General features: G+C 71.9%; 16 protein-coding genes. 6 read left to right on the plus strand and 10 right to left on the minus strand.

Going from position 1 to position 20,594, the window contains the following annotated elements:
* Positions 1-70: 70 nt before the first annotated feature.
* From K3888_RS07690 to K3888_RS07730, 9 genes are all read right to left on the minus strand, one after another.
* Positions 71-1,261, minus strand: a complete 1,191-nt coding sequence (locus K3888_RS07690) for an N-acetylmuramoyl-L-alanine amidase (protein ID WP_230929666.1) — start codon at positions 1,259-1,261, stop codon at positions 71-73.
* Between the two features lie 142 nt (positions 1,262-1,403).
* The gene (gene trxA / locus K3888_RS07695; RefSeq protein ID WP_230929667.1) at positions 1,404-1,748 is read right to left on the minus strand and encodes a thioredoxin; all 345 of its coding nucleotides are present in this window, start codon (positions 1,746-1,748) and stop codon (positions 1,404-1,406) included.
* Between the two features lie 32 nt (positions 1,749-1,780).
* Complete coding sequence (gene trxB / locus K3888_RS07700; protein WP_230929668.1) at positions 1,781-2,713, minus strand: thioredoxin-disulfide reductase; 933 nt, start codon at positions 2,711-2,713, stop codon at positions 1,781-1,783.
* Between the two features lie 201 nt (positions 2,714-2,914).
* The gene (sigM, locus tag K3888_RS07705; protein ID WP_372459545.1) at positions 2,915-3,529 is read right to left on the minus strand and encodes an RNA polymerase sigma factor SigM; all 615 of its coding nucleotides are present in this window, start codon (positions 3,527-3,529) and stop codon (positions 2,915-2,917) included.
* Positions 3,530-3,577: 48 nt separating this feature from the next.
* Positions 3,578-5,377: a protein kinase family protein gene (locus tag K3888_RS07710; protein WP_230929670.1), complete on the minus strand. Its 1,800-nt coding sequence runs from the start codon at positions 5,375-5,377 to the stop codon at positions 3,578-3,580.
* An 89-nt stretch (positions 5,378-5,466) separates the two neighbouring features.
* Complete coding sequence (murJ, locus tag K3888_RS07715) at positions 5,467-7,314, minus strand: murein biosynthesis integral membrane protein MurJ (RefSeq protein WP_230929671.1); 1,848 nt, start codon at positions 7,312-7,314, stop codon at positions 5,467-5,469.
* Positions 7,311-10,007, minus strand: coding sequence for a hypothetical protein (locus tag K3888_RS07720; RefSeq protein WP_230929672.1), 2,697 nt, complete (start codon positions 10,005-10,007; stop codon positions 7,311-7,313). Before K3888_RS07720 ends, murJ begins: the two co-directional genes overlap by 4 nt.
* Positions 10,004-11,356 (minus strand): NUDIX hydrolase, encoded by a 1,353-nt coding sequence (locus tag K3888_RS17835; protein WP_230929673.1) that lies wholly within the window; start codon positions 11,354-11,356, stop codon positions 10,004-10,006. Before K3888_RS17835 ends, K3888_RS07720 begins: the two co-directional genes overlap by 4 nt.
* 125 nt (positions 11,357-11,481) lie before the next feature.
* Positions 11,482-12,546 (minus strand): alpha/beta hydrolase, encoded by a 1,065-nt coding sequence (locus tag K3888_RS07730; protein WP_230929674.1) that lies wholly within the window; start codon positions 12,544-12,546, stop codon positions 11,482-11,484.
* 99 nt (positions 12,547-12,645) lie between these two features.
* Between K3888_RS07730 and K3888_RS07735 the strand changes: the two genes are divergently transcribed.
* From K3888_RS07735 to K3888_RS07750, 4 genes are all read left to right on the plus strand, one after another.
* Entirely contained in the window at positions 12,646-13,014 is a 369-nt protein-coding gene (locus K3888_RS07735) for a putative quinol monooxygenase (protein ID WP_230929675.1), read from the plus strand.
* Positions 13,015-13,096: 82 nt separating this feature from the next.
* On the plus strand, positions 13,097-14,644 hold the full coding sequence (locus tag K3888_RS07740; protein WP_269074948.1) for a CCA tRNA nucleotidyltransferase: 1,548 nt from the start codon (positions 13,097-13,099) through the stop codon (positions 14,642-14,644).
* Positions 14,645-15,943, plus strand: coding sequence for a glycosyltransferase 87 family protein (locus K3888_RS07745; protein ID WP_230929676.1), 1,299 nt, complete (start codon positions 14,645-14,647; stop codon positions 15,941-15,943).
* Between the two features lie 142 nt (positions 15,944-16,085).
* Positions 16,086-17,231 (plus strand): hypothetical protein, encoded by a 1,146-nt coding sequence (locus tag K3888_RS07750; RefSeq protein ID WP_230929677.1) that lies wholly within the window; start codon positions 16,086-16,088, stop codon positions 17,229-17,231.
* Here the strand turns inward: K3888_RS07750 and K3888_RS07755 are convergent.
* Positions 17,181-18,587, minus strand: a complete 1,407-nt coding sequence (locus K3888_RS07755; RefSeq protein ID WP_230929678.1) for an MFS transporter — start codon at positions 18,585-18,587, stop codon at positions 17,181-17,183. The genes K3888_RS07750 and K3888_RS07755 overlap by 51 nt on opposite strands.
* Before the next feature lie 86 nt (positions 18,588-18,673).
* On the opposite strand from K3888_RS07755, the gene K3888_RS07760 reads away from it, so the two are divergent.
* Both K3888_RS07760 and K3888_RS07765 read left to right on the plus strand, forming a co-directional pair.
* Positions 18,674-19,306, plus strand: a complete 633-nt coding sequence (locus tag K3888_RS07760) for a YqgE/AlgH family protein (protein WP_230929679.1) — start codon at positions 18,674-18,676, stop codon at positions 19,304-19,306.
* An 8-nt stretch (positions 19,307-19,314) separates the two neighbouring features.
* Complete coding sequence (locus K3888_RS07765) at positions 19,315-20,580, plus strand: MFS transporter (RefSeq protein ID WP_230929680.1); 1,266 nt, start codon at positions 19,315-19,317, stop codon at positions 20,578-20,580.
* The last annotated feature ends 14 nt before the right edge of the window (positions 20,581-20,594 follow it).

Consider the following 20,594-nt stretch of genomic DNA (forward strand, 5'->3'; position numbering starts at 1 on the left):
AGCCCGGGCGGTGACGAGCGGGCTAGCTCGGGCGGTGACGAGCGGGCTAGCTCGGGCGAACAAGAGCCGGTCAGCCCCGCTGGCCCTGCTCGTAGTTGATGAGGTCGTCGACGGACATCGACCCGGTCGTGTGATCGTCCTCGTCGAGGAGGTACAGGCGCTTGACGCCCACCAGGATCGAGTCGATGATCGTGTCCTGTGCGGCCCGGTCCCCGAGGATCTCCAGGTCGCCGGCGTTATTGGCATAGCCGAGGTAGATCTGCACTGACGGCATCCGGGTCATCCGCAGCAGTTGCCAGCTCCGGCCGTGCGTGCGGCAGTCCCGCAGGCTGGTGCGGCTCACGATCTCCCGCTGCACGAAACCCGACAGTGCCTCACCGAGCATCGACTCGGAGCCGAGTGAGTTACCGAAGTAGAACGTGGCCACGCCGTTGCCGACGGGATTCGGATGACGGTCCAGGCGCAGCGAGATGATGAGATCCGCGTTGAAGGCGTTGGCGATCTCGGCGCGCTCGGGGTCGGTGGGGATCATCGCCTCGGGACGGGAGAGGAACACCTCGACGCCCGCCTGGTTCATCCGCTCCGATAGCCGCCGGGTGATGTCCCACAGCAGTTCCGCGTCGGTGATGGTCCCGTAGGGGGTGTCGATCCGGATCGGGTTCTCCGAACCGCTCGGGCCCGGATCGAGGACGATGCGCTTGCCGGCGAGCATCGGTCCGGAGGTCCGTGCCCGCTCCTTCTCCACGAGCGATGCCACGTCGCCGCCCTTGAACAGGGTGGAGAAGCGGCCGAGGGTGTCGAGGGTCTCGACCTCGACGACGCCGTCCGCGGCCAGCCCACAGTCCCGCTGGAAGTCGGTGACCGCCCCGTGGGTGAGGGCACCGAACGTGCCGTCGACGAGTCCGGCGTAGAACCCGAGCTCACCGAGCCGCCGCTGGAGTTGGGCGACATCGTCCCCGGCCATCGGCTTGGAGACGATGAAGCTGAGATCGCGGGTGCCCAGGACATGGCTGGCGTCGGCGAGCGCGGCCTGGGTGGCGGGGCCGACGATCCCGTCGGAGATGAGGCCCCGGGCCTGCTGGAACGCCAGAACCGCGGTCTCCAGGTCGGCGTCGAATACGGCGTCCGTGCGGGCGAGCAGGGAGCCGGCCTCGGGCTCGGTCAGGCCGACGGAATCGATGTTGTGCAGCAGTCCCATACCCGCGAGCGTGGCCCGGATAGCGGCCACCTCGGGCCCGCGGTCACCACGTCGCCACGCCATGGGGGTCCTCCTGCACGTCTACTGATGGGTACCAGGACGAACCTACCGGTTCGGGCGCCCAGATGCCGGGGCCGCACCGGTCGGGTGGGGACACCCGGCCGATGCGGCCCCGAAGTGCTCGCAGATGCGAAAGACGCGCTGATCAGCTCCCGAGAACGTCCCCGAGCTCGGTGCGCAGAGCGGACTTGGACTTAGCGCCCGTGATGCGCTTCACGACCTCGCCCCCGGAGAAGAGCAGCATCGCCGGGATGGCGGTGATCTGATACTCGGCGGCCAGCTCCTGGTTGGCCTCGACGTCCACCTTGGCCACCGTCAGCTTGTCGGCCTCGGCCCCGGCGAGCTCGTCCAGAACCGGCGCCATCATGGTGCACGGGCGGCACCAGGTCGCCCAGAAGTCCACCAGCACGGGCTTGGAGCCGCTGGCGGTGAGCACGGAGTCGGCGAAGTCCGCCTCGGTCACGTCGACGATGTTGGGGGTGGCGGCCATGGTGGTGGTCCTTTCGGGGATGCGGTGGGTGGTCAGGCCTGCTCGGCGAGCCAGCGCTCGGCGTCGATGGACGCGGAGCAGCCGGAGCCGGCTGCGGTGATCGCCTGGCGGTAGCGGTGGTCGACGAGGTCGCCACACGCGAAGACGCCGGGGATGGAGGTGACGGTGGTCTCGCCGGTGAGGACGTAGCCGTCCTGGTCGATCTCGACCTGGTCGCGGACCAGTTCGGAGCGCGGATCGTGACCGATGGCCACGAACATGGCGGCGGTCTCCAGCTCACGGGTCTCGCCGGTCACGGTGTCGCGGAGTCGCAGCTTCTCGACCGAGCCGTTCTGGCCGGCGATGACCTCGTCGACGGCCGCGTTGAGGATGAAGTCGATCTTCTCGTTCTCGCGGGCGCGCTCGAGCATGATCTTGGAGGCGCGGAACTCCTCACGACGGTGGACGATCGTCACCGACGAGCCGAACTTGGTGAGGAAGGTGGCCTCCTCCATCGCGGAGTCTCCGCCACCGACCACGACGATCGGCTTGTCGCGGAAGAAGAAGCCGTCACACGTTGCGCAGGAACTCACGCCGCGCCCGAGGTACTCCTGCTCCCCCGGGATGCCGAGGTAGCGGGCGGCGGCGCCCATCGCGAGGATCACGGAGCGGGTGCGGTACTCGTCCTCGCCCACGCGCACGATCTTGACGTCGCCGGCCAGGTCCATCCCGGTCACGTCCTCCATGCGCAGGTCGGCGCCGAACCTCTCGGCCTGCTCGCGCATCTGCATCATGAGGTCGGGGCCCATCATGCCCTCGGCGAAACCGGGGAAGTTCTCGACGTCCGTCGTGGTCATGAGCGCGCCACCGAACTGCGAACCCTCGAATACCAGCGGCTTGAGCTCGGCGCGCGCGGAGTAGATGGCGGCGGTGTAGCCGGCCGGGCCGGATCCGACGATGATCACGTCGTGGATGGTCTCGCTCATTGCTTCTTCTGACTCCTTCGGGGCGGCGGTCTGGCGCACGGTGATCAGACGATCGGAGTCAGAATCACCGCGTCTGAACTCCACCCGGCATAACACCGGGCGCGTTCGCCTTGTTCCCGCCGGGGGTGCCGGGCACGTGGCGCCGGCACGCGGGCGGTTGGTGACGCCGGCACGTAGGAGGTGGGCGGCGGCGCCTCGCGCTCAGCGGGTGACCGCGACACCCTCGAGGAGCACGCTGAGCTTGGCGCGCCCCCGGGAGCAGCGGCTCTTGACGGTGCCCGGGGGGATGTTGAGGAGATGGCTGGCCTCGGCGACGGAGCACCGGAGCATGTCGACGACGACGACGGCGTCGCGCTGATCGCCCGGCAACGCGGAGAGTGCCTCGGCCACGATGATCGCGTAGGCCGGATCCTGATGGAAGTGGTCGCGCAAGGAGACCTGCTCGTGCAGGGCCGGCGTGAGCTGGCTGTGGGTACGCAGCCGCTGGGCCCGCATCTTGTCCAGGCAGGCGTTGACGACAATCCGGTACAGCCAACCCTGCACCGGGCAGGCGTGCCGGAACGAGTCGGCGCGGCGATAGGCCGAGACGAGCGCCTCCTGCAGTGCCTCCGCGGCGTCATCGCGGTTGAAGGACGTCCGGATCGCCAGCCGCCACAGGTAGTCGTAGTGTCGGCGGACGAGGGCGGAGAACGCGTCCGGGTCGCCGGCGACGTGGGCGTCCAGCAGTTCGGCGTCGGTCAGCGGGGAGTCGGCGGCCAGTGGGGTGCGGGTGGTGCGCACACCAGGGGCGACGACGGCAGTGTTCACGGGCGTCACGATATTCCGCCGCCGCGGCGTATGGGGAGGTCACGTCCCCGCCGCCGGTCAGCCCAGCACGTCGACCTCGCTGACGGCGGCCTGGTACGCCTGCGGTCCCACGGTCCCGAGTCGGGTGATCCACAGGAGCAGGTATTCGGTCTCGTCGGCGTCCTCGATGGTCACGGTCGCCTGCCCGTTCTCGACCCGGCCGGAGCCCAGGCGCGTGGTGTCGTCGAGGGAGGTGGGCGAGGCGCTCTCGGCGGAACGGATCTCGAAGCGGATGTCCTCGTCGGCGGAGATCTCGAGCTCCCGCACCTTCTCGGCGCTGTCGAGCGTGAACATCAGGCCGATGCCCGCCTTGTACGACGACGCCGAGTTGCCGAACTGGTTGCGGTAGGTGTCGGTCGACCACGAGGTCGAGGGATTGCCGTCGATCACGTTCGGGGCGCTCGACGAGTTCTCCGCGGTGCCGTTGGATGACGCCGGCTGCCACGAGATGACGGTGGTGACCGAGAGGGGACTCAACGACGCCTCGTCCTGCTTCTCGGCGCTGTCGGCCCCGGGTTCACCGGTCCCCTCGTCCTCGGCGGGCGGCGCCGCGGCCTCGGAGGAGCGGCTGGCCTGAGCGGCGCGTTCGATCGCGTCGAGTTGCTGTGAGAGCGGCGTGTTGTTCCGGTCGTTGCCGAGGGCGCCGAGCATCCAGACCGACAGCAGCACGATGGCCACCACGGCCACCGCGCCAGCACCGGCCATGATCTGCCAGCGGCGCCGCAGCACGTCCGGATCCGGCTCGCCGGCCGTGTCGGACCAGGACCGCTCAGAGGTGTCCGCGGGCGAACCCGGGGCCGGATCCTGCGGCGAGGAGGACCCGGCCCCCGGGGTGTAGGACGACGACGAGGCCGCCGCCGGGCCCCCGCCCACTCCCCCGGCACCCGCCGAGGACCCGGGATACGCGTCCGCGTCGGCCGCACCAGCCGCACCAGCCGCGACTCCGGCGACTCCGGCGACTCCGGCGACACCTGCGGCGCCGGCGGCCGCGGAGCGGTTGGCCCGCACCGGCCCACCGGTGCGGTCGGTGACCATAGACCGTACGGTGGCCGCCGAACTCACCGTCGACCCGTCGAGCGAGCGCATGGCCAGCACAGCCGACTCGGGCGGCACATCCGGGTTGACGACTGTCGGGTCGACGAGCTCGTCGTCGTCGTCCCGTGGGGCGGCCTCCGGCCGGCCGTCGACGTGCTCGTGCGCGTCGGTACCCACCGGAAGTTCCACGGGCCACGCCCCGGTGAGCAGTGCGTACAGCACCGCGCCCAACCCGCAGACGTCGCTGCGTGCGTCGACGTCGGGGGTCACGCCGGGGAAGGCCAGGACGGCGCGCCCGTCCTCGGTGAGGCGCACCCGGTCCGGGGAGTCCAGGCCCAGGGCCAGGTTCGCCTCCTCGGTGCGCGTGGCGGCGTCGGACAGCCCCCACACCGCGCCGACGGCGGAGCCGGGATCAGGGTTCGCGACGGCGGCGGCCAGGCTCGTGCCGGGGATCCACTCGGTCACCACGATGCCCCCGGCACGGCCGCGGATCACGTCGAGCACCCGCGAGAGACCATCGGAGTAGACGGCGGTCAGCGCGACCGTCCGGTCCAGCACACCGGTCGCCGAGCCCGGCGGGGTCTCCCCCGGCAGCGGATCGACGAACGTCAGGGCGACCGTCCGGCCCAGGCGCTTGTCCCGCGCCTTCCAGAACGACTGACCAGCCACCCCGCCGTGGCGCTCCAGCAGCTCGTAGCGGCCGCCCGCGACGAGTCCCCCGACCGTCAGCCGCGGCGGGGTGGGGACGTCGCCGCGCGCCGGACCCTCTGTGTTCTCGCCCACCCGGAGCCCTCCTCGCCTGGCGTGGCCGCCCGCCCGCCGCTACCGCTCATGACGTCCCGAGTGTACGTACCGCCCGGCCCCCTAATCGACTATCGCCGCAGACGCCCCACGAGTCCGCGCACGATGGGGGCGACGGTGTCGAGCTCGGGTAGTCGCGAGCGGGACAGGATCAGTCCGGTCACGAGCAGTGTCACGACGCCGGCCACCCCCGCGCGGATCACGAAGCCGATGCTGCCCATCGCGTCGGTGAGGGCGTCCATCGGCAGGATCCGGTCGACCAGGAGCGCCACCAGGGCACCGGCGACCGAGGCGCCCAGCGTCCAGGCCGCCGAGCGCAGGGTCTCGCGGCCCCGCAGTGGGCCCAGGCCACGGCGCAGCAGGATGTAGCCCGCCGCCGCGCCCACGACCCAGCCGATGCCGTTGGCCAGGGCCAGACCGACCACGACGTGGGAGCGCTCGTCGGCCACCATCGGCACGATCAACGACAGCACCACGCGTACGACGGTGATCGCCAGGATCATGATCGTGGGCGTCCAGTAGTCCTCGCGGGCGTAGAACACGCGTTGCTGCAGCAGGACCACCGCGTACGGGATGAGGGTGAACGCGCCGAAGGCCAGGGTGAGGCCGAGGATGTCTGCATTCTGGGCGTCGAAGTTGCCGTAGCGAAACAGACCGGTGGCGACGACGGGACCGAACGCGGTCATGAACGCGATGATCGGCAGCAGGCCGAACATGGACAGGCGGGTGCCGAGGGAAGTGTCACGGACCACCGCGTCGTTGCGGCCGGCCACGCCGTTGTCCGCGAGCCGCGGGTTGATCGCGGTGAGCAGGGTGACGCCGATGATCCCGTACGGCACCTGGAGCAGGAGCCAGTAGGTCTGATAGATCGCGATGGCGGCCTCGTCCGCGGCCGCCCCGATGCGGTTGGTCATGACCAGGCCGACCTGCGAGACGAGCACGTACGTGACGCCGGCCAGGGCGTGCCCGCCGAACTGCTTCATGCGGGGATCCAGGCCCCACTGGGGGCGCAGGTCGACACCCGCGCGGCGCAGGGCGGGGACGAGCACCAGGGCCTGGATGACCACACCGAGGGTGGTGCCCAGACCGAGTAGCAGGATGGGCCCGCTGAGCAGGTTCACCGGTGCGTTCGCGTCGATGCCGATGCCGACCACCGCGAACAGGGCGAGCGTGGCGATGGCCACGAGGTTGTTCCACACCGGCGCCCACGCCCCGGGCTTGAACACGCCGTTGTAGTTGAGGACCGCGAGCATCACGGAGAACACGCCGTAGAAGAAGATCTGCGGCAGCAGCAGGAAGGCGAACGCGGTGGCGAGGGAGGTGTTGACCTCGCCGTCGCCGAGGTTGAGTTCGGTGAGCAGCGGCGCGCACGCGACCGCGATCACCGTCACCACCAGCGCCAACACCGACGTGACGGTGAGTAGTCGTCGGATGAACGACACTCCCCCGTCCGGGTCCTCCTGGGCGGATCTGGCCAGCAGCGGCATGAACATGGCGGTGAGCACCGAGCCCAGGACGAGCTCGGTGATCATGTTCGGAAGCGTGTTGGCGGTGTTGAACGCCGAGGCGATGGCCGGGCCGAGCACCGTCAGGATGAGGATCATCCGCACGAAGCCGGTGACGCGGCTGGCGAGGTTCGCCACGGCCATCGAGCCGGTGGACCGCATCAGCGAGGCGTCGGAGGAGTCGCGCGTCCGACGCCCGATCCCGCCACCGGGGGGTTCGGAGGGATCCGCGGCCTCGCGGGCCGGGGCCATCCGCTGCGCCGAGAAGGCGTCCGGGGAGAACGAGTCGGCGACGGGTGGCGGGGCCAGGGGGTGCGACGGCACCACACTGCTGCCCGCCTCGCGCCGCCGGCCCCGGAGGCCAGGGTCGGGTCTGCGCAGTCCGGGCTCGGGGGGACCCTGCTCGTCGTTCACGGTCGGTGCCCTTCATCCGCGGGATCGAGGATCCCCCGACGGTAGCGCAGGTACCGGCGGCCTCCGAGGACGAGGGCGAGCGCCGCCGCGGCGAGGGCGAACCCCTGGGCCACCGGGTAGCCGCCGGTCTGCACCGACAGCTCCACCGGCTGCGACAGCGGCCGGCCGTCGGGGGTGGTGAGGGCGAAGGACACGGCGCGGCGGGCGCCCCCGCCGGCATCGGACTGGGTGGGCGCCTGGAGAGTCCGCGATCCGGCGGTCGGCAGCTGGACCGTGCCCACGGGGTCCACGTGCAGGTCCTCCGGCGCGGCGACGTCGACATCGACGCGCACCGGGAACGGCAGTCCGTTGCGGATCACCAGCAGCAGCGGGCTGTTGGGGCTGGCCATGGTGAACACGCTGCCCGGCGGCAGCAGGTCCACGCGGGCGAGCGAGGCGTCGATGGTGTCGCGCAGCCGGTCGAGCCGGTTCACGATACGCAGCCGGGCGGCGGATCCGGTCCCGGATTCGACGGTCACCCCGTCTCCCCCGGCCCGCCGGCCCGTCGCCGAGATCGCGCGCAGGGCGTCGCCCAGGAGGGGATCGAGGTGGTCGGCGGCACCCGAGGAGGTGGGATCCGAGGTGTCGACCAGCGAGCGCAGCGTGCCGATCCCGTCGAGCGCCGCGGTCAGACGCTGCGCTGTCGATCCGCCCGGGTCCTGGGCGAACGGGTCCACCTCGCCGGGGTCCGTGGCGCCGGTCGGGTCCGGGGCCAGCGAGCCGTCCGGCACGGTGACCGGCCCGCTCAGCCGGTCGGGCAGTGGCGTCGCGCGCATGCGGCCCGCGCTGAGTTGCTCGTCGAGCGTCTCCAGCAGCGAGCCGGCGGAATCGCGGTCGATCGACCACACCTGCGGCGGCACCGCCAGCACCCCCTGCTCGACCGCCTCGGCGGCGGGGGTCCCGGGGACGAACGTCGTCGGCTCGGAGGTGTCCGACGCATCCTCACCGGCTGCCGGGGCGGCCCCGGCGGCGTCGGCCAGCGTCCCGGCGGGGTTCGCGGCGCGGTCCCCCGGGGACCCGGCGTTGCTCGGGGTGGCATCGGCCACGTCCACGAGCGGCGCCAACAGGCTGGCGCGAGCGTCCTGCAGGCGGGCCTGCGCGGAGTCGGCGGTCAGCCAGTACCGCGTGGTGGGATCCGAGTAGCGGGGGTTCTCCGGCACCTCGCCGGTCGCGGCCAGCGCCGAACCGACGGTGTCCGAGTACGTCAACGCCCGCTCCCCGGGCGTCCCGGCAAGGCCGACCATCCCCGGAGGCGGGACCAGCCCGGTGTCGGTGCGGGTCGAGGCCGCTGCCACGATCGCGGTGGACCCCTGGCCCGTCAGCGCGGTGGCCGCGTCCGGTGTGAGCGTGCCCGAGGCCGGGACCAGGACGTTCGGCAGGGGCTCCACCCCGATGATCCGCTCGATCATCTCCCCGCGGTCGAGAGCGGCCCGCGTCAGGTCGGGCGAGCCGACCTCCGCGACCGTCTCGAGGTCGGCCTGCGCGGCGGGCAGCGCCACCACGCAGCCACCGTCCGCGAGCGCCCGCAGCTCGTCGAGCCAGCGCCCGGCGTCGGCGGCGATGGATCCGGGATCCGCCGGGGTCGAGGGACGGCGCTCGCCCTCCCTGCCCGAGCGGGACCGCTCCTCCTCGGGCACGACGGGTCCGTTGCCGTCGTCGATCAGTACCGTCCGCCCGTCCGCGATCTGCGACACGGTGCCCACCAGGTCCGGGTCCACCGCCAGGCAGGTCGCGCGCCGGAGCTCCTGGCCGCCCGGCCCGGAGAACGCCTCGTCGGCCGCCCGGACCAGACCCGTGAGCCGGCCCGTGTCGGACAGCTCGTCGAGCAGCGAACCGTTGGTGAGCATCACCACCGGGTCCGGCCCGTCCGCCCCCGGGACCGCGGCGATCCGGGTCGGCGCCGAGGCCAGCGGCCAGAGGATGGTCAGCGGGACCGACGCGGGGGCCGGTCCGGGAGTCACCGCGGGCGGGGCGGGGGCGATCTCGTCGTCGTCGTCGATCCCTGAAAGCCCCGAGGGACGGGGGGCCTCGAGCACCGGGAGGAGGGTGCGGGCGTCGTCGAGGCGCGCCGGGGCGGCGCCCTGCGGTGTGCCGTTGAGATTGACCAGAAGCGGATAGACGCCGGGCTCGGTGAGCTGCAGATCGGGGTCTGTGCCGCCCGGGACGGCACTGGCCGGCATGGACAGGGAGAACGGCACCGATTCCCCCGGGGCCAGCGACTCCGAGACCCGCACGAACTCGCCACGCACCCCGAACGACGGCTCGGACCACACGAGCGCATCGCGCGCCGCCGACGCGTCGGCGGCGCGGGGGCCACGCTGGAGCCGCACGTCCACGGCCTCGAGAGGGGTGTCACCGACGTTGGTCACCGTGCCGGACACCGTCACCACCGGCACGCCGGATTCCGTACCGGCCGCCATCCCGCCGCCGGAGGTGTTGTCGGCCAGCACGCGCGGTGTGACCTCGTCGATCGCGATGCGCGCGAACGCGGGGGCCGGGTTGGGGATGTAGCCAGCGGCCGTCGCCTGTTCCGGGGTGATCGCCTGCGCGGAGGGGATCGGCGACACGCCCCACAGGGGCGCCGCGGCCAGGGCGGCGCTGAGCGTCACCGGGACGAGCGCCCGGATGACGCGCGCTCCCGGACTGCGGGTCACGGCGTCGACTCCTCCGGCGCGTCGTCGCGGGGCGCGGACGGTCGGGGCGCCCGGGGGTGCGGCTTACCGCGGCGCCCGCCGCCACCGCCATCGTGCCGGGCGTTGTTGCGGTTGTTCTGGGCGCCGCCGGGGCTACCGTGGCCGCGTCCGGAGTGCCGCACCGGCTCGGGTCCGTCGGCGCGACGCGACGGGTCGACCACCTGCGCGGCCCCGGCCCCGGGGTTCCGGCCGGCGAGTTCGGCGCGGGCGAGGTCCGGCAGCAGCGTCCGCGCGGTCTCCACCAGGCGACGCTCGTCCGGGTAGGCCAACCGCCGCGGGAGGTCCTCGAACGGCACCCACGCGACCTCGGTGATCTCAGGGTCCTCGTCGCACAGCTCGCCGTGGTCGAACCGGATGAGGTGGTGGTGAACCGTCTTGTGGATGCGGCGGCCCTCGGCCACGAACCAGTAGTCGATCGTGCCCAGCGGTGCCAGGACCGTTCCGTCAACGCCCGTCTCCTCGAGCACTTCGCGCCGGGCCGTCTCCGCCACGGTCTCGTCCGGCTCGATGTGCCCCTTGGGCATCGACCACAGCATGCGGCCGCGCCGGTCGAGCCGACCGATGAGCGCGACCTCCAGCAGCGACAGATCCGGATCGGGCTCGACGCCTCCGGCCCGCGCGAGGCCGCGCACGACGAGGCCGCCGGCCGAGGTCTCGAGTACCGTGCGCAGGCGCTGGCCGCTGCGCGGGTGCCGCCCTCCCCCGCGTCCGCCGCGGGGATTCTTGCCGGTGTTCTTACCACCGGGCTTGGCCCCGGCCTTGGCGCCGGAGCGCGCGGGCGGACCCGACCGGGTGGTGCTGGCGGAGGCGGCTTGGACGGAGCCCGAGCCCGAGCCCGACTTGGGCCGGTTGGAGTTGCGGGGGTGCCGGCCGGTCTGGCGGGAGGTCGAGCCCGCGGTGCCGTCGCCGGACTTCACCGTATGGGTGCTGTCGCCACCCTGCTGCTTCTGGGTGTCGAGCGGGCGGTTCTGACCGCGGCCACCGCGACGGCCCCGACCGCCGCGCCGACGCCGCCGCCCCTGGCGGGGCTGGCCGTCCGCGCCCGCACCGGACGAGGCGCCTTTGCCGGGCTGGCCGGCCTGTCCGCCCTTGCCGGACTGCTGCGCGGAACTGCCGGCGGCGTTCTGTGCGGACGGGTTCTTCTTCTCGCCCTGCTGGGCACGCTGGCCCCCGCCGCCCGAACCGGAGCCGCGATCAGTGCGCTGAGCTGCGGAATTACCGCCGCCCGTTCCCGGACCTGCGGGCCGACGGGCACGGCGCCGCCGCGACGCGTTGGCACGCGGTTCGGAGGGACGATCGGCTTCGGACACCCATCGATGCTACCGGCCCCGGTCTGAGGTTCGGCAATCCCGGCCGGTGGGTCACACGAACGCATCATCCGCGCGCACGGAGGCCCGATACGCTCACCGGTTCGGCCGCGGCCCGGGCCGGGATCTCAGGCGCCCAGCGCCGGCCCGACCACCCGCCACGAATCCCGCAGCTCCCGGTTGAACAGGGCGAACGTGTGGGCGCCGTTGTCGTATCGGTCGTAGGTGAACGGCACGCCGCCCGCCCGCAGCGCGTCGGCCATGTGGCGGGTGCCCAGGTCGGAGGCGAGCTCGGTCCCGGCGCCTATGGAGAAGGTCGCCGAGCCGATCTCGGGATGGTCGTTGGGGCCGGGGTTGCCGGGCGCGGACGCCAGGTACAGCGCGGTGCCGCGGAGTCGCTCGACGTCGTGGGACGGATCGCCTGTCACCCACGCCGGGTCGCCGGGCGGGCCCCACGCGTTGAGGACGTTGCCGCCGCCGCGGGCGACCATCGCGGTCGTGGCGGCGCGACCGAACGGGGTGGAGACCTCCGGGAACCCGGAGAGAGAGGCGGCCGCCGCGTAGTGGTGCCGGCTGGTCGCGGCGAGCGTGAGCGCGGGCCCGCCCGACATGGACACGCCGATCACCCCGCGGGTGCCGTTCAGGGCGTATCCGCCGGCGAGGGCGGCGGGCAGCTCGTCGTCGAGGAAGGTGTGCCACCGGTTCACGCCGAGCACCGGGTCGGGCCGCTGCCAGTCGGTGTAGAGGCTGAAGCGCCCGCCCTCGGGGCTGGCCACGAGGACCTGCTTGTCGGCGAAGAAGTCCTGGTAGTCCGTGTGATAGGCCCAGCCGACGTGGTCCTCGCCGCCGCCGACGCCGTTGAGCAGGAGCAGGAGCGGCGCCGGCCCGGGGTTCGGCGGGAGTATCAGGAAGGTGGGCACGGCCTTGTTCATGGACGGCGACCACACGTCGGCGAGAACCTTGCGGCCCTCGATCGGCTGGACGCGCAGGATCTGCGGCCGGGAGGTGTCGGCCGGCGGCGCCGCGGTGGGGCGCGGGGAGGTGGTGAAGCCGAGCGCCGTCGAGGTGTCGACGCCGCGGGCGGACTGCGCGCCGGCGGCGGGCAGACCCGCGCCGGTCAGGGCGAGGGACGCCGCCACGGTGACCGCGACGGTGGTGGGAACGGAGAGGAGAGAAGGACGACGACGAGACACACCCGTCACTCTAGTTGCAACCCCGTGGGGGTCGTATCCCGTCTCGTCATGGCGAACGGCGACGCAACGTCCGTGGTCAGTACGGCTAGAGTCCGAAGTATGAGTTCCGCTCCCCCGGCGCACGCCCTGGTCCTTCGCCACCGCGCCATCTCGGGCAGGCGGAACGAGCTGATCGAGGTGTGGCGCAGGAACATGCCGGAGGCGGTGACCGAGAACGACGGTCATGTGGCCTACGTCCTGTGTGCCTCGTACTCGGATCCTGACGAGCTGCTGATCTTCCAGCACTACCGCGACGCCGCGGCGGCCCAGCAGTTCCTCGGAAACCCGGCCTACCTGCGGTACCTCGAGGAGTCCCGGCATCTGCTGAGCGGGCCGCCGGAGGTCGAGCCGGTCGAGCCGCTGTGGTCCAAGGAACCCGGGCCAGATCTCGGGGAGCACGGAACGGGTGTTGACGGGGTGACTCGGTAAAGTCTGCACTGTGACAGCCCGAGATCCTTCCCCCGACCGCCGCGCCCTCTCCGACCGACATGACGCCGCGGTGTTCTCGGGATTGCAGGACGGGCCGGGTGCTGCGCCGGATCCCACCAATGCGGAGGAGCTCGAGACCCGCCGCCTGCGGCTCCTGGCCGGTGCCCAGAGCACGATCAACGAGCTGGCCGACGTGTTGTCGCCACTCGCGAAGGCGTTCGGTGAGGCCGGGCACGACCTGTACCTGGTCGGCGGCAGCGTACGGGACGCGGTGCTGGGCCGGCTGGGCACGGACCTGGACTTCACCACCGATGCCCGTCCGGATGTGGTCCGCACGATCCTCGACGAGTACGCGGACACGGTCTGGGACACCGGCATAGAGTTCGGGACCCTCTCGGCGGTGAAGCGGGACGAGTCCGGGATCGAGCAGCAGATCGAGATCACCACCTACCGTGCCGATACTTATGACGGCGTGAGCCGCAATCCCGAGGTCGTGTTCGGTGACACGCTCGAGGGCGACCTGGTCCGGCGCGACTTCACGGTGAACGCCATGGCGGTGCGGCTGTTCCCCGACGGGCGACACGAGTTCGTCGACCCGCTGGGCGGGATGGACGCCCTCCTGGTGGGTGTGCTCGACACCCCGGCCACCCCGGAGCAGTCGTTCGCCGACGACCCGCTGCGGATGCTGCGGGCCTGTCGATTCGTCTCCCAGCTGGGCTTCACCCTCGCGCCACGCGTCTTCCGGGCCATGACCGAGATGACGGCGGAGATCGACAGGATCACCGTCGAGCGGGTGCGGGTCGAGCTCGACAAGATGATCCTCGGCGACTACCCGGTCGACGGGATCAACATGCTGTGCGAGACCGGGCTGGCCGACCACGTACTGCCCGAGGTCCCCGGCATGAAACTCGAGCGCGACGAGCACATGCAGCACAAGGACGTGTACTGGCATTCGCTGACCGTGCTCAAGCAGGCGATCGACCTCGAGCCGGAGGGTCCGGACCTGGTCTTGCGCTGGGCCGCCCTGCTGCATGACATAGGAAAGCCGGCCACCCGCGCGGCCAAGCCGGGCGGCGGCGTGACGTTCCATCACCACGAGGTGGTGGGCGCCAAGATGGTCCGCAAGCGGATGCGCACGCTCAAGTACTCGCGGCAGATGGTCGAGGACGTCTCCGGCCTGGTGTTCCTGCACCTGCGGTTCCACGGTTACGGCGACGGCCAGTGGACGGACTCGGCGGTGCGGCGCTACGTCTCGGATGCTGGCGATCTGCTGCCCCGCCTGCACCGGCTCGTGCGCGCCGACTGCACGACGCGCAACAAGCGGCGCGCGGCCAAGCTGCAGGCCACCTACGACTCTCTGGAGAACCGGATCTCGGAGATCGAGGAGAAGGAGGATCTGGCCAGGGTCCGCCCGGACCTCGACGGCAACGAGATCATGAAGCTCCTCGATCTGAGACCCGGACCGGACGTCGGCCGCGCCTGGGGGTTCCTCAAGGAACTGCGGCTGGACCGCGGACCGCTCGACCGGGACGAGGCCGAGGCCGAACTCCTGCGCTGGTGGGCGGAACAGAACGGCGGAGCGGACGCGGGCGGGGCGGATGCCTCCGACCGTCAGAAGGGTGACTCGTAAATGATCGGCAACGCGGTCGACCGCTACCTCTCGTCGATGGTGGCGCGGGCGACCGTCGTCGTCGTCGCCCTCCTGGGCACCTTCGTGCACACCTTCGGCATCCCGGGCCTGCAGAAACTCCCGCCCTACCGCATCGACCTGGACGTCTACCGCGTCGGCGGGCAGGTCTTCCGCGATGGTGGTGACCTGTACGGCGAGCTGCCGCAGCTGGCCGAGGGCGCGCACCTGCCCTTCACCTATCCCCCGCTGTCCGCGCAGATCTTCTCCCTGCTCACGCTGGTGCCGCTGCCCGTGGCATCGGTGCTCATCACGCTTGCGACGCTGATCGTGCTGGCGTTCGTCGTGCAACTGGTCCTCACCCGCACCTGCGACCGGCCGGTCGCCCAGCTGTGGTGGATCACGCTCGCCGTAATGGCGGTCGCGATGTGGTTCGGACCGGTGCGCGAGACCATCGGGTTCGGTCAGGTCAACGTCTTTCTGATGGCACTGGTGCTGGTCGACGTGATCCGCGGCCGCGGGCGCTGGTGGTCAGGCACGCTGGTCGGGCTGGCGATGGCCATCAAGCTCACGCCGGCGGTCTTCCTGCTCTATTTCTTCCTGCGGCGCGACTGGCGGGGGCTGGCCACCGCGATCGTGTCCGCGCTGGCGTTCACCGGCATCGGGCACCTGTTGGCGCCCGACGACTCGGTCCGCTACTGGACGTTCGCGATCCGCGATCCGGGCCGGATCGGCGGTTTGGCGTTCACGTCCAACCAGTCGGTCAACGGATTCGTGCACCGGATCGGTCTCGAGGACACTGCTGCGTCGGTGGTCTGGTTCCTCGTCTCGTGCGTGATCGGGCTCGGTATCGCATGGGTCGCGTGGCGGCTGCTGCGGGCCGGCCAGGAGGTCGCGGCGGCGATCGCGGTGGGCACCGTGGCGCTCTTCTGCTCGCCGGTGTCGTGGGGCCACCACTGGGTGTGGGCCGTGCCGGCGGTGGTGCTCGCCCTGGTGTGGGCGGATCGTGCGGCCAGCGGTAGTGCCGGGGACGGTGGCGATCGCAACGGTGAACGGATCTGGCTGGCGTTGGGCATCAGTGGACTTCTGATCTTCCTGAGCACCCCGCAGTGGTGGTTCCCCAACCACGCCGACGCCGAGCTCGGCTGGGGTCCGATCGCGCATCTGATCGGCAACTCGTACCTGATCTGGGGGCTGATCCTGCTCGTCGTCATGGGCGTCCGGGCGTTCCGGCTCGGCCGGCCGGACCTGGGTGGGGATCCCGCCAGGTCGGCGCTGCTCGACCACGCAGTCGCGCGCTGACCTCCGGGCGCTGTTTCTCTCGATCCCGACCCGCCCGGTCGTCTGTCAAGGGCCGCCGCGCATCTGTGGATAACCGATCCGCATTCCACAGATCCGGAAACGGGGCTGGCTCGGAGCCTGCGGCCGCGACACGATTCGGGGCATGGATTACTTCTTCGGAGATGGCGTCGGTGAGCCGACGCAGTGGCAGAGCGAGCCCGACTTCACCCTCGGCACCGGTACTGCGGACGCCCTGTGGTTGGACTTCGACGGCGACGGTCACTCGGACGATGCCCTGTGGGATTCGGATCTCGACGGTATCGCCGATCGGGTGGTGACGGACGTCGGCGCCGAGGTCCAGGCGGTCTATGCCGATGACGGCGGTCAGGGCGTGTGGAACGCCTACGCGGGCGGGGCCGGTGCGCTCGCCGCGGGCTCGGTCGGGGCCGGCTCTGCCGGTGCGGGTTCGCTGGGCGGCGGCTCTGTCGGCGGCGGCTCGGTCGGCGCGGGATCCGTGGGCGGCGGGTCCGTCGGCTTGGGCTCGGTGGGGGCCGGCTCGCTGGCAGCAGGGTCGATGGCGGCCGGGTCCGCACTCGCCGGTGCCGGAGCGGGCGACTTCGAGGGCGCGCTGGTCACGGGATCCGAGTCGCTCGGGCACCTGCCGGACTGGGGATCACTCCTCGCGGATGCGATCGGCGGAGTGGAGAGTGGATCGGCGGCGATCGGCGACTCGTCCCGCTGGTTCGCTCCCCCGGTGGTCGAGCCCGAGCCGGGCCCGCCCCCTGCGGCCCACACCCCGCCGCCGGTCCAGGGAGGCACGGTCTCCGAGCCCGCTGAGCCGGTCATCGAGGACGACGGCTCGATCACCGTGGACAGTGATGACGGCTGGATGTCGGTGACGGACGTCGACGGCGACGGTCTCCTCGACGCGGCCCTGCCCTTCGATCCGCCCGCCCTGGAGCTGCCGAACATCGAGCTGCCCCACGTCGAGCTCCCGCATGTCGAGGTGGGCTCCATCGACGCGGGCGCGCTCGGCGGCATCGACCACGGTGCGGTCGCGGGTTCCGCCGCGGCCGGGTCGGCTGCCGCCGGCTCCGCCGCTGCGGGCTCGGCTGCGGCCGGTTCGGCGGGTGCGGGCTCGGTGGGTGGCGGCTCTGATGCCGGTGGCTCGGTCGGTGGAGGGTCTGTCGGCGGCGGATCCGTGGGCGTGGGTTCGGTGGGCGTGGGTTCGGTGGGTGGCGGCTCTGTCGGGGGCGGCTCAGTGGGTGGTGGCTCGCTGGCCGCCGGATCGCTCGGCCTCGGCCTCTGAGCGCGTGGCAACCACGACCGCGATCGACGCGGAGACCCCGTACAGCACCGCCGGGACCAGCATCAACGACACCGAGCGCCCGTCCGCCGGCACCAATGGCAGCGCCGCGACCATTCCCACGACGAATGCCGAGTTGAACAACGCATCCTGCAGCGCGAAGACCCCGCCGCGCCGGGTATCGGGCACGTCGGTCTGCATCGCGTTGTCGGCGACGAGCTTGACCACCTGCGTCCCCAGTCCGATCGCGATCGCGCCGAGCACGAGTGCGGTGGGGTTCAGTGTCGGGCCCACCACGGCCTGGGCGATCGCGGCCAGAACGGCCCCGGCGGCCACGACAAGGATCCGGCGGGCGCGGGCCATGGCCCACGGGGCCACGACTGCGGCCACGCCCATTCCGGCCGCCACTGTGGCGGACATCAGTCCGAAGCCGCCCATTCCGGCGATGACCGGGCCGCCGCCCGCGCCGGCGGATTCCACGTCACGCAGGAGCAGGATCGCCAGCATCGTGGTGATACCGAACGCGGCCCGGCCGAGTGTCACCCCGGTCAACGACACCCACACGAGCGCCGAGGACCGCGCCGCCCGGACGCCCTCGGCAAGTCCACCGCCGAATGCCCGGACAGCATCGCCGGTCGTGCGGGCATCGTCGTGTCGGCCGATCTCGTCGTCGTCGGGTCCCAGGTGGCGGCGTGGCAGCGCCAGGATCGCCCACACCCCCACCAGCGCCGTGATCACCGACGGCGCCAGTGTCCACGACACGGCGGCGTCCCCGGCGCCCAGTACGGCGAGCACGGCGAACGCGGCGACGGCACCGACCGCCGTGATCACCGACCCCGCGGTGACCAGAACCGAATTGGTGGCGGCGAGAACGCGATCGGGCACCACCTTGGGCATGGCCGCGGTCATCCCCGTGTTGATGAGGCGGCCGAGGCCGATCGCGACCAGCGAGAGCCCGAACAGTGCCGCGAGACCCGGGCCGGTCCGCACCGCTCCGGCGGCGATGAGGACGATGGTCGCGACGATCGCCAGGGTCCTGACCAGGGCCGCGACGGCCACGACCACCCGTCGGTCCCATCGATCCAGGGCGGCGGCCGCGAACGGGCCGACGATCGAGTACGGCAGCAGCATCACCGCGAACCCGCCGGCGATCGCGGCCGGCGTGGTCGCGGCCTCCGGGCTGAACAGCACGACCCCGCCGAGAGCGGCCTGGTGGATTCCCTCGCTGAGCAGGGCGGCCAGCCGCGCGGTGGACAGCCGGCCCAGGCCATCGGATTCACGAAGGGCTGCGGACAGGCGGCCGCGCGGAGGCTCGACCGGATCCGAGGGCTCGGCCGGATCGGCGGACAGGGAGGTCACCCGCTCACGGTATCCAGGAACCCGCGGCGAAACCCGTTCGAGGGGACGCGGGTGTGAGAGCGCGGTCGCAGGGGCATCATGGGGGCATGGACACGGGACCGGACGATCTGGGCGGCGGTGGCCTCTTCGGCGACCGCCTCTACGACGCGCTGGACAAACGCGACCCGATGGCCGGATCACTGCTCATCGCCGCGCCCGACATGCCCGACCCCAATTTCCGGCGGGCCATCATCTACGTGATCGAACACGACCATTCCGGCTCGCTCGGCGTGGTGATCACCCGGGCCAGCGAGACCGATGTCGAGACGATCCTGCCCGGGTGGGCCGACCTGTGCGCGGCGCCGCCGGTCTTCCACGTCGGCGGGCCTGTCAAACCCGACACCGGGATCGCGCTGGTCGTGCTCTCCGCGGGCGTCGACCTCTCGCGTAACCCCGGGTTGCAGCAGATCGAGGGCCGGGTGCACGTGGTGGACCTGGACAGCGACCCCGACCTGCTGCGCGATCGGATCGACGGGATGCGCGTGTTCGTAGGCTACACCGGCTGGGCACCGGGACAGCTGCAGGATGAGCTCGACCGCGGTGACTGGTACGTGGCGCCCAGCCTCCCCAGCGACCTGCTGGCCCCCGCGCGGGTCGACGTGTGGGGAGCGGTACTCCGGCGTCAGGACATGCCGCTGCCGCTGTACGCGACATACGTGGACGACGGAGACGTGAACTGAACGCGACCGTGACCACCGAAGCGGCGCCGGTGACGGCCCGGACCTGGCTGATCCTGGCGGTCGCGACGTTCGTCGCCGCGTCCGGGTCGGCGTTCGTGGTGGGCGTCGGCTTCCTGCTCCCCCACCTCAACACGGACATGGGTATGTCGTTGTCCCGGGCCGGCGTGCTCGTGGCGATGCCGTCCGTGGGCATGGCGTTGGCGCTGATCGCGTGGGGCTGGCTCGTCGACCGCGCCGGCGAGAAAGTGGTGCTGGTCTCCGGCTCGGTCGCCGCCGCCGCGGCACTCACCGCTCTCCTGTTCACCCATTCGTTCGGAGCGATGGCGGTGTTTCTCCTGCTCGGCGGAGCGGCAACCGCCTCCGGGAACTCCGCGAGCGGACGTCTGGTGGTGGGGTGGTTCCCACCGCATCGCCGCGGGCTCGCCATGGGCATCCGGCAGATGTCGCAACCGGTAGGGGCCGCCATCGCCGCGATGACCATGCCACTGCTGGCACAGTCGTACGGCCTGGCGGCGGCGTTCGCGATGCCCTTGGCGATGGCGGTCGTCTCGGCGGTGGCGGCCTTCGTCGTCGTCACCGACCCGCCTGCCGCCCCGGCTTCGTCCCGCGTGCCCACCGACCTCGACCCCGCCGGGGTGTCGCCTGGCGGCGCATCGGCCGCCCCGGCGGGTGGTGCGACCGCGACGGCCGACCGCTCGCCCTATCGCGGCGCGGACTACCTGCAGCGCGTGCACGGCGTCTCGGTGCTGCTGGTGTTGCCACAGGGGATGCTGCAATCGTTCCTGCTGGCGTGGCTCGTGCTCGGGCACGGGTGGTCGGCGGTGTCCGCGGGTGTCGTGGTGACCGTGAGCCAGATCCTCGGGGCCGCCGCCCGGATCGTGGCCGGAGCCGTGTCGGACCGGGTCGGGTCACGTATGAGACCCATTCGCGGCGTGGCTATCTCGGTGACCGCCGGCCTTGCGGCGCTCGCCGTGGCCGAGGCGCTCGGCGCGCCCGGTGCGGTGGCCGTGACGCTCGGTGTGGTGGCCACCGTCCTGTCCGTCTCGGACAACGGCCTGGCCTTCACCGCCGTGGCCGAGTACGCCGGGCCGCGGTGGGCCGGGCGCGCGCTCGGGGTGCAGAACACCTCACAGTTCGTGACGATGTCGCTGGCGACTCCCCTGATCGCTGCCGTGATCGAGGCGTTCGGTTACTGGCCGGTGTTCGCCGGCGCGGCCGTGATCGCGGCGGTGGCGATCCCGCTCGTGCCGCGTGCGGACCAGCGCAGGGACTGACCGGCGCCCGGTGG

The sequence above is a fragment of the Dietzia aurantiaca genome (genome assembly GCF_021033825.1).
Classification (GTDB): Bacteria; Actinomycetota; Actinomycetes; order Mycobacteriales; family Mycobacteriaceae; genus Dietzia; species Dietzia aurantiaca.

What these genes read in the sequence shown, in the direction of transcription:
- K3888_RS07690 (WP_230929666.1), bottom strand. Translation starts at nt 1,261, where the DNA reads ATGGCGTGGCGACGTGGTGACCGCGGGCCCGAGGTGGCCGCTATCCGG.
- trxA (WP_230929667.1), bottom strand. Translation starts at nt 1,748, where the DNA reads ATGGCCGCCACCCCCAACATCGTCGACGTGACCGAGGCGGACTTCGCC.
- trxB (WP_230929668.1), bottom strand. Translation starts at nt 2,713, where the DNA reads ATGAGCGAGACCATCCACGACGTGATCATCGTCGGATCCGGCCCGGCC.
- K3888_RS07735 (WP_230929675.1), top strand. Translation starts at nt 12,646, where the DNA reads ATGAGTTCCGCTCCCCCGGCGCACGCCCTGGTCCTTCGCCACCGCGCC.
- K3888_RS07745 (WP_230929676.1), top strand. Translation starts at nt 14,645, where the DNA reads ATGATCGGCAACGCGGTCGACCGCTACCTCTCGTCGATGGTGGCGCGG.
- K3888_RS07750 (WP_230929677.1), top strand. Translation starts at nt 16,086, where the DNA reads ATGGATTACTTCTTCGGAGATGGCGTCGGTGAGCCGACGCAGTGGCAG.
- K3888_RS07760 (WP_230929679.1), top strand. Translation starts at nt 18,674, where the DNA reads ATGGACACGGGACCGGACGATCTGGGCGGCGGTGGCCTCTTCGGCGAC.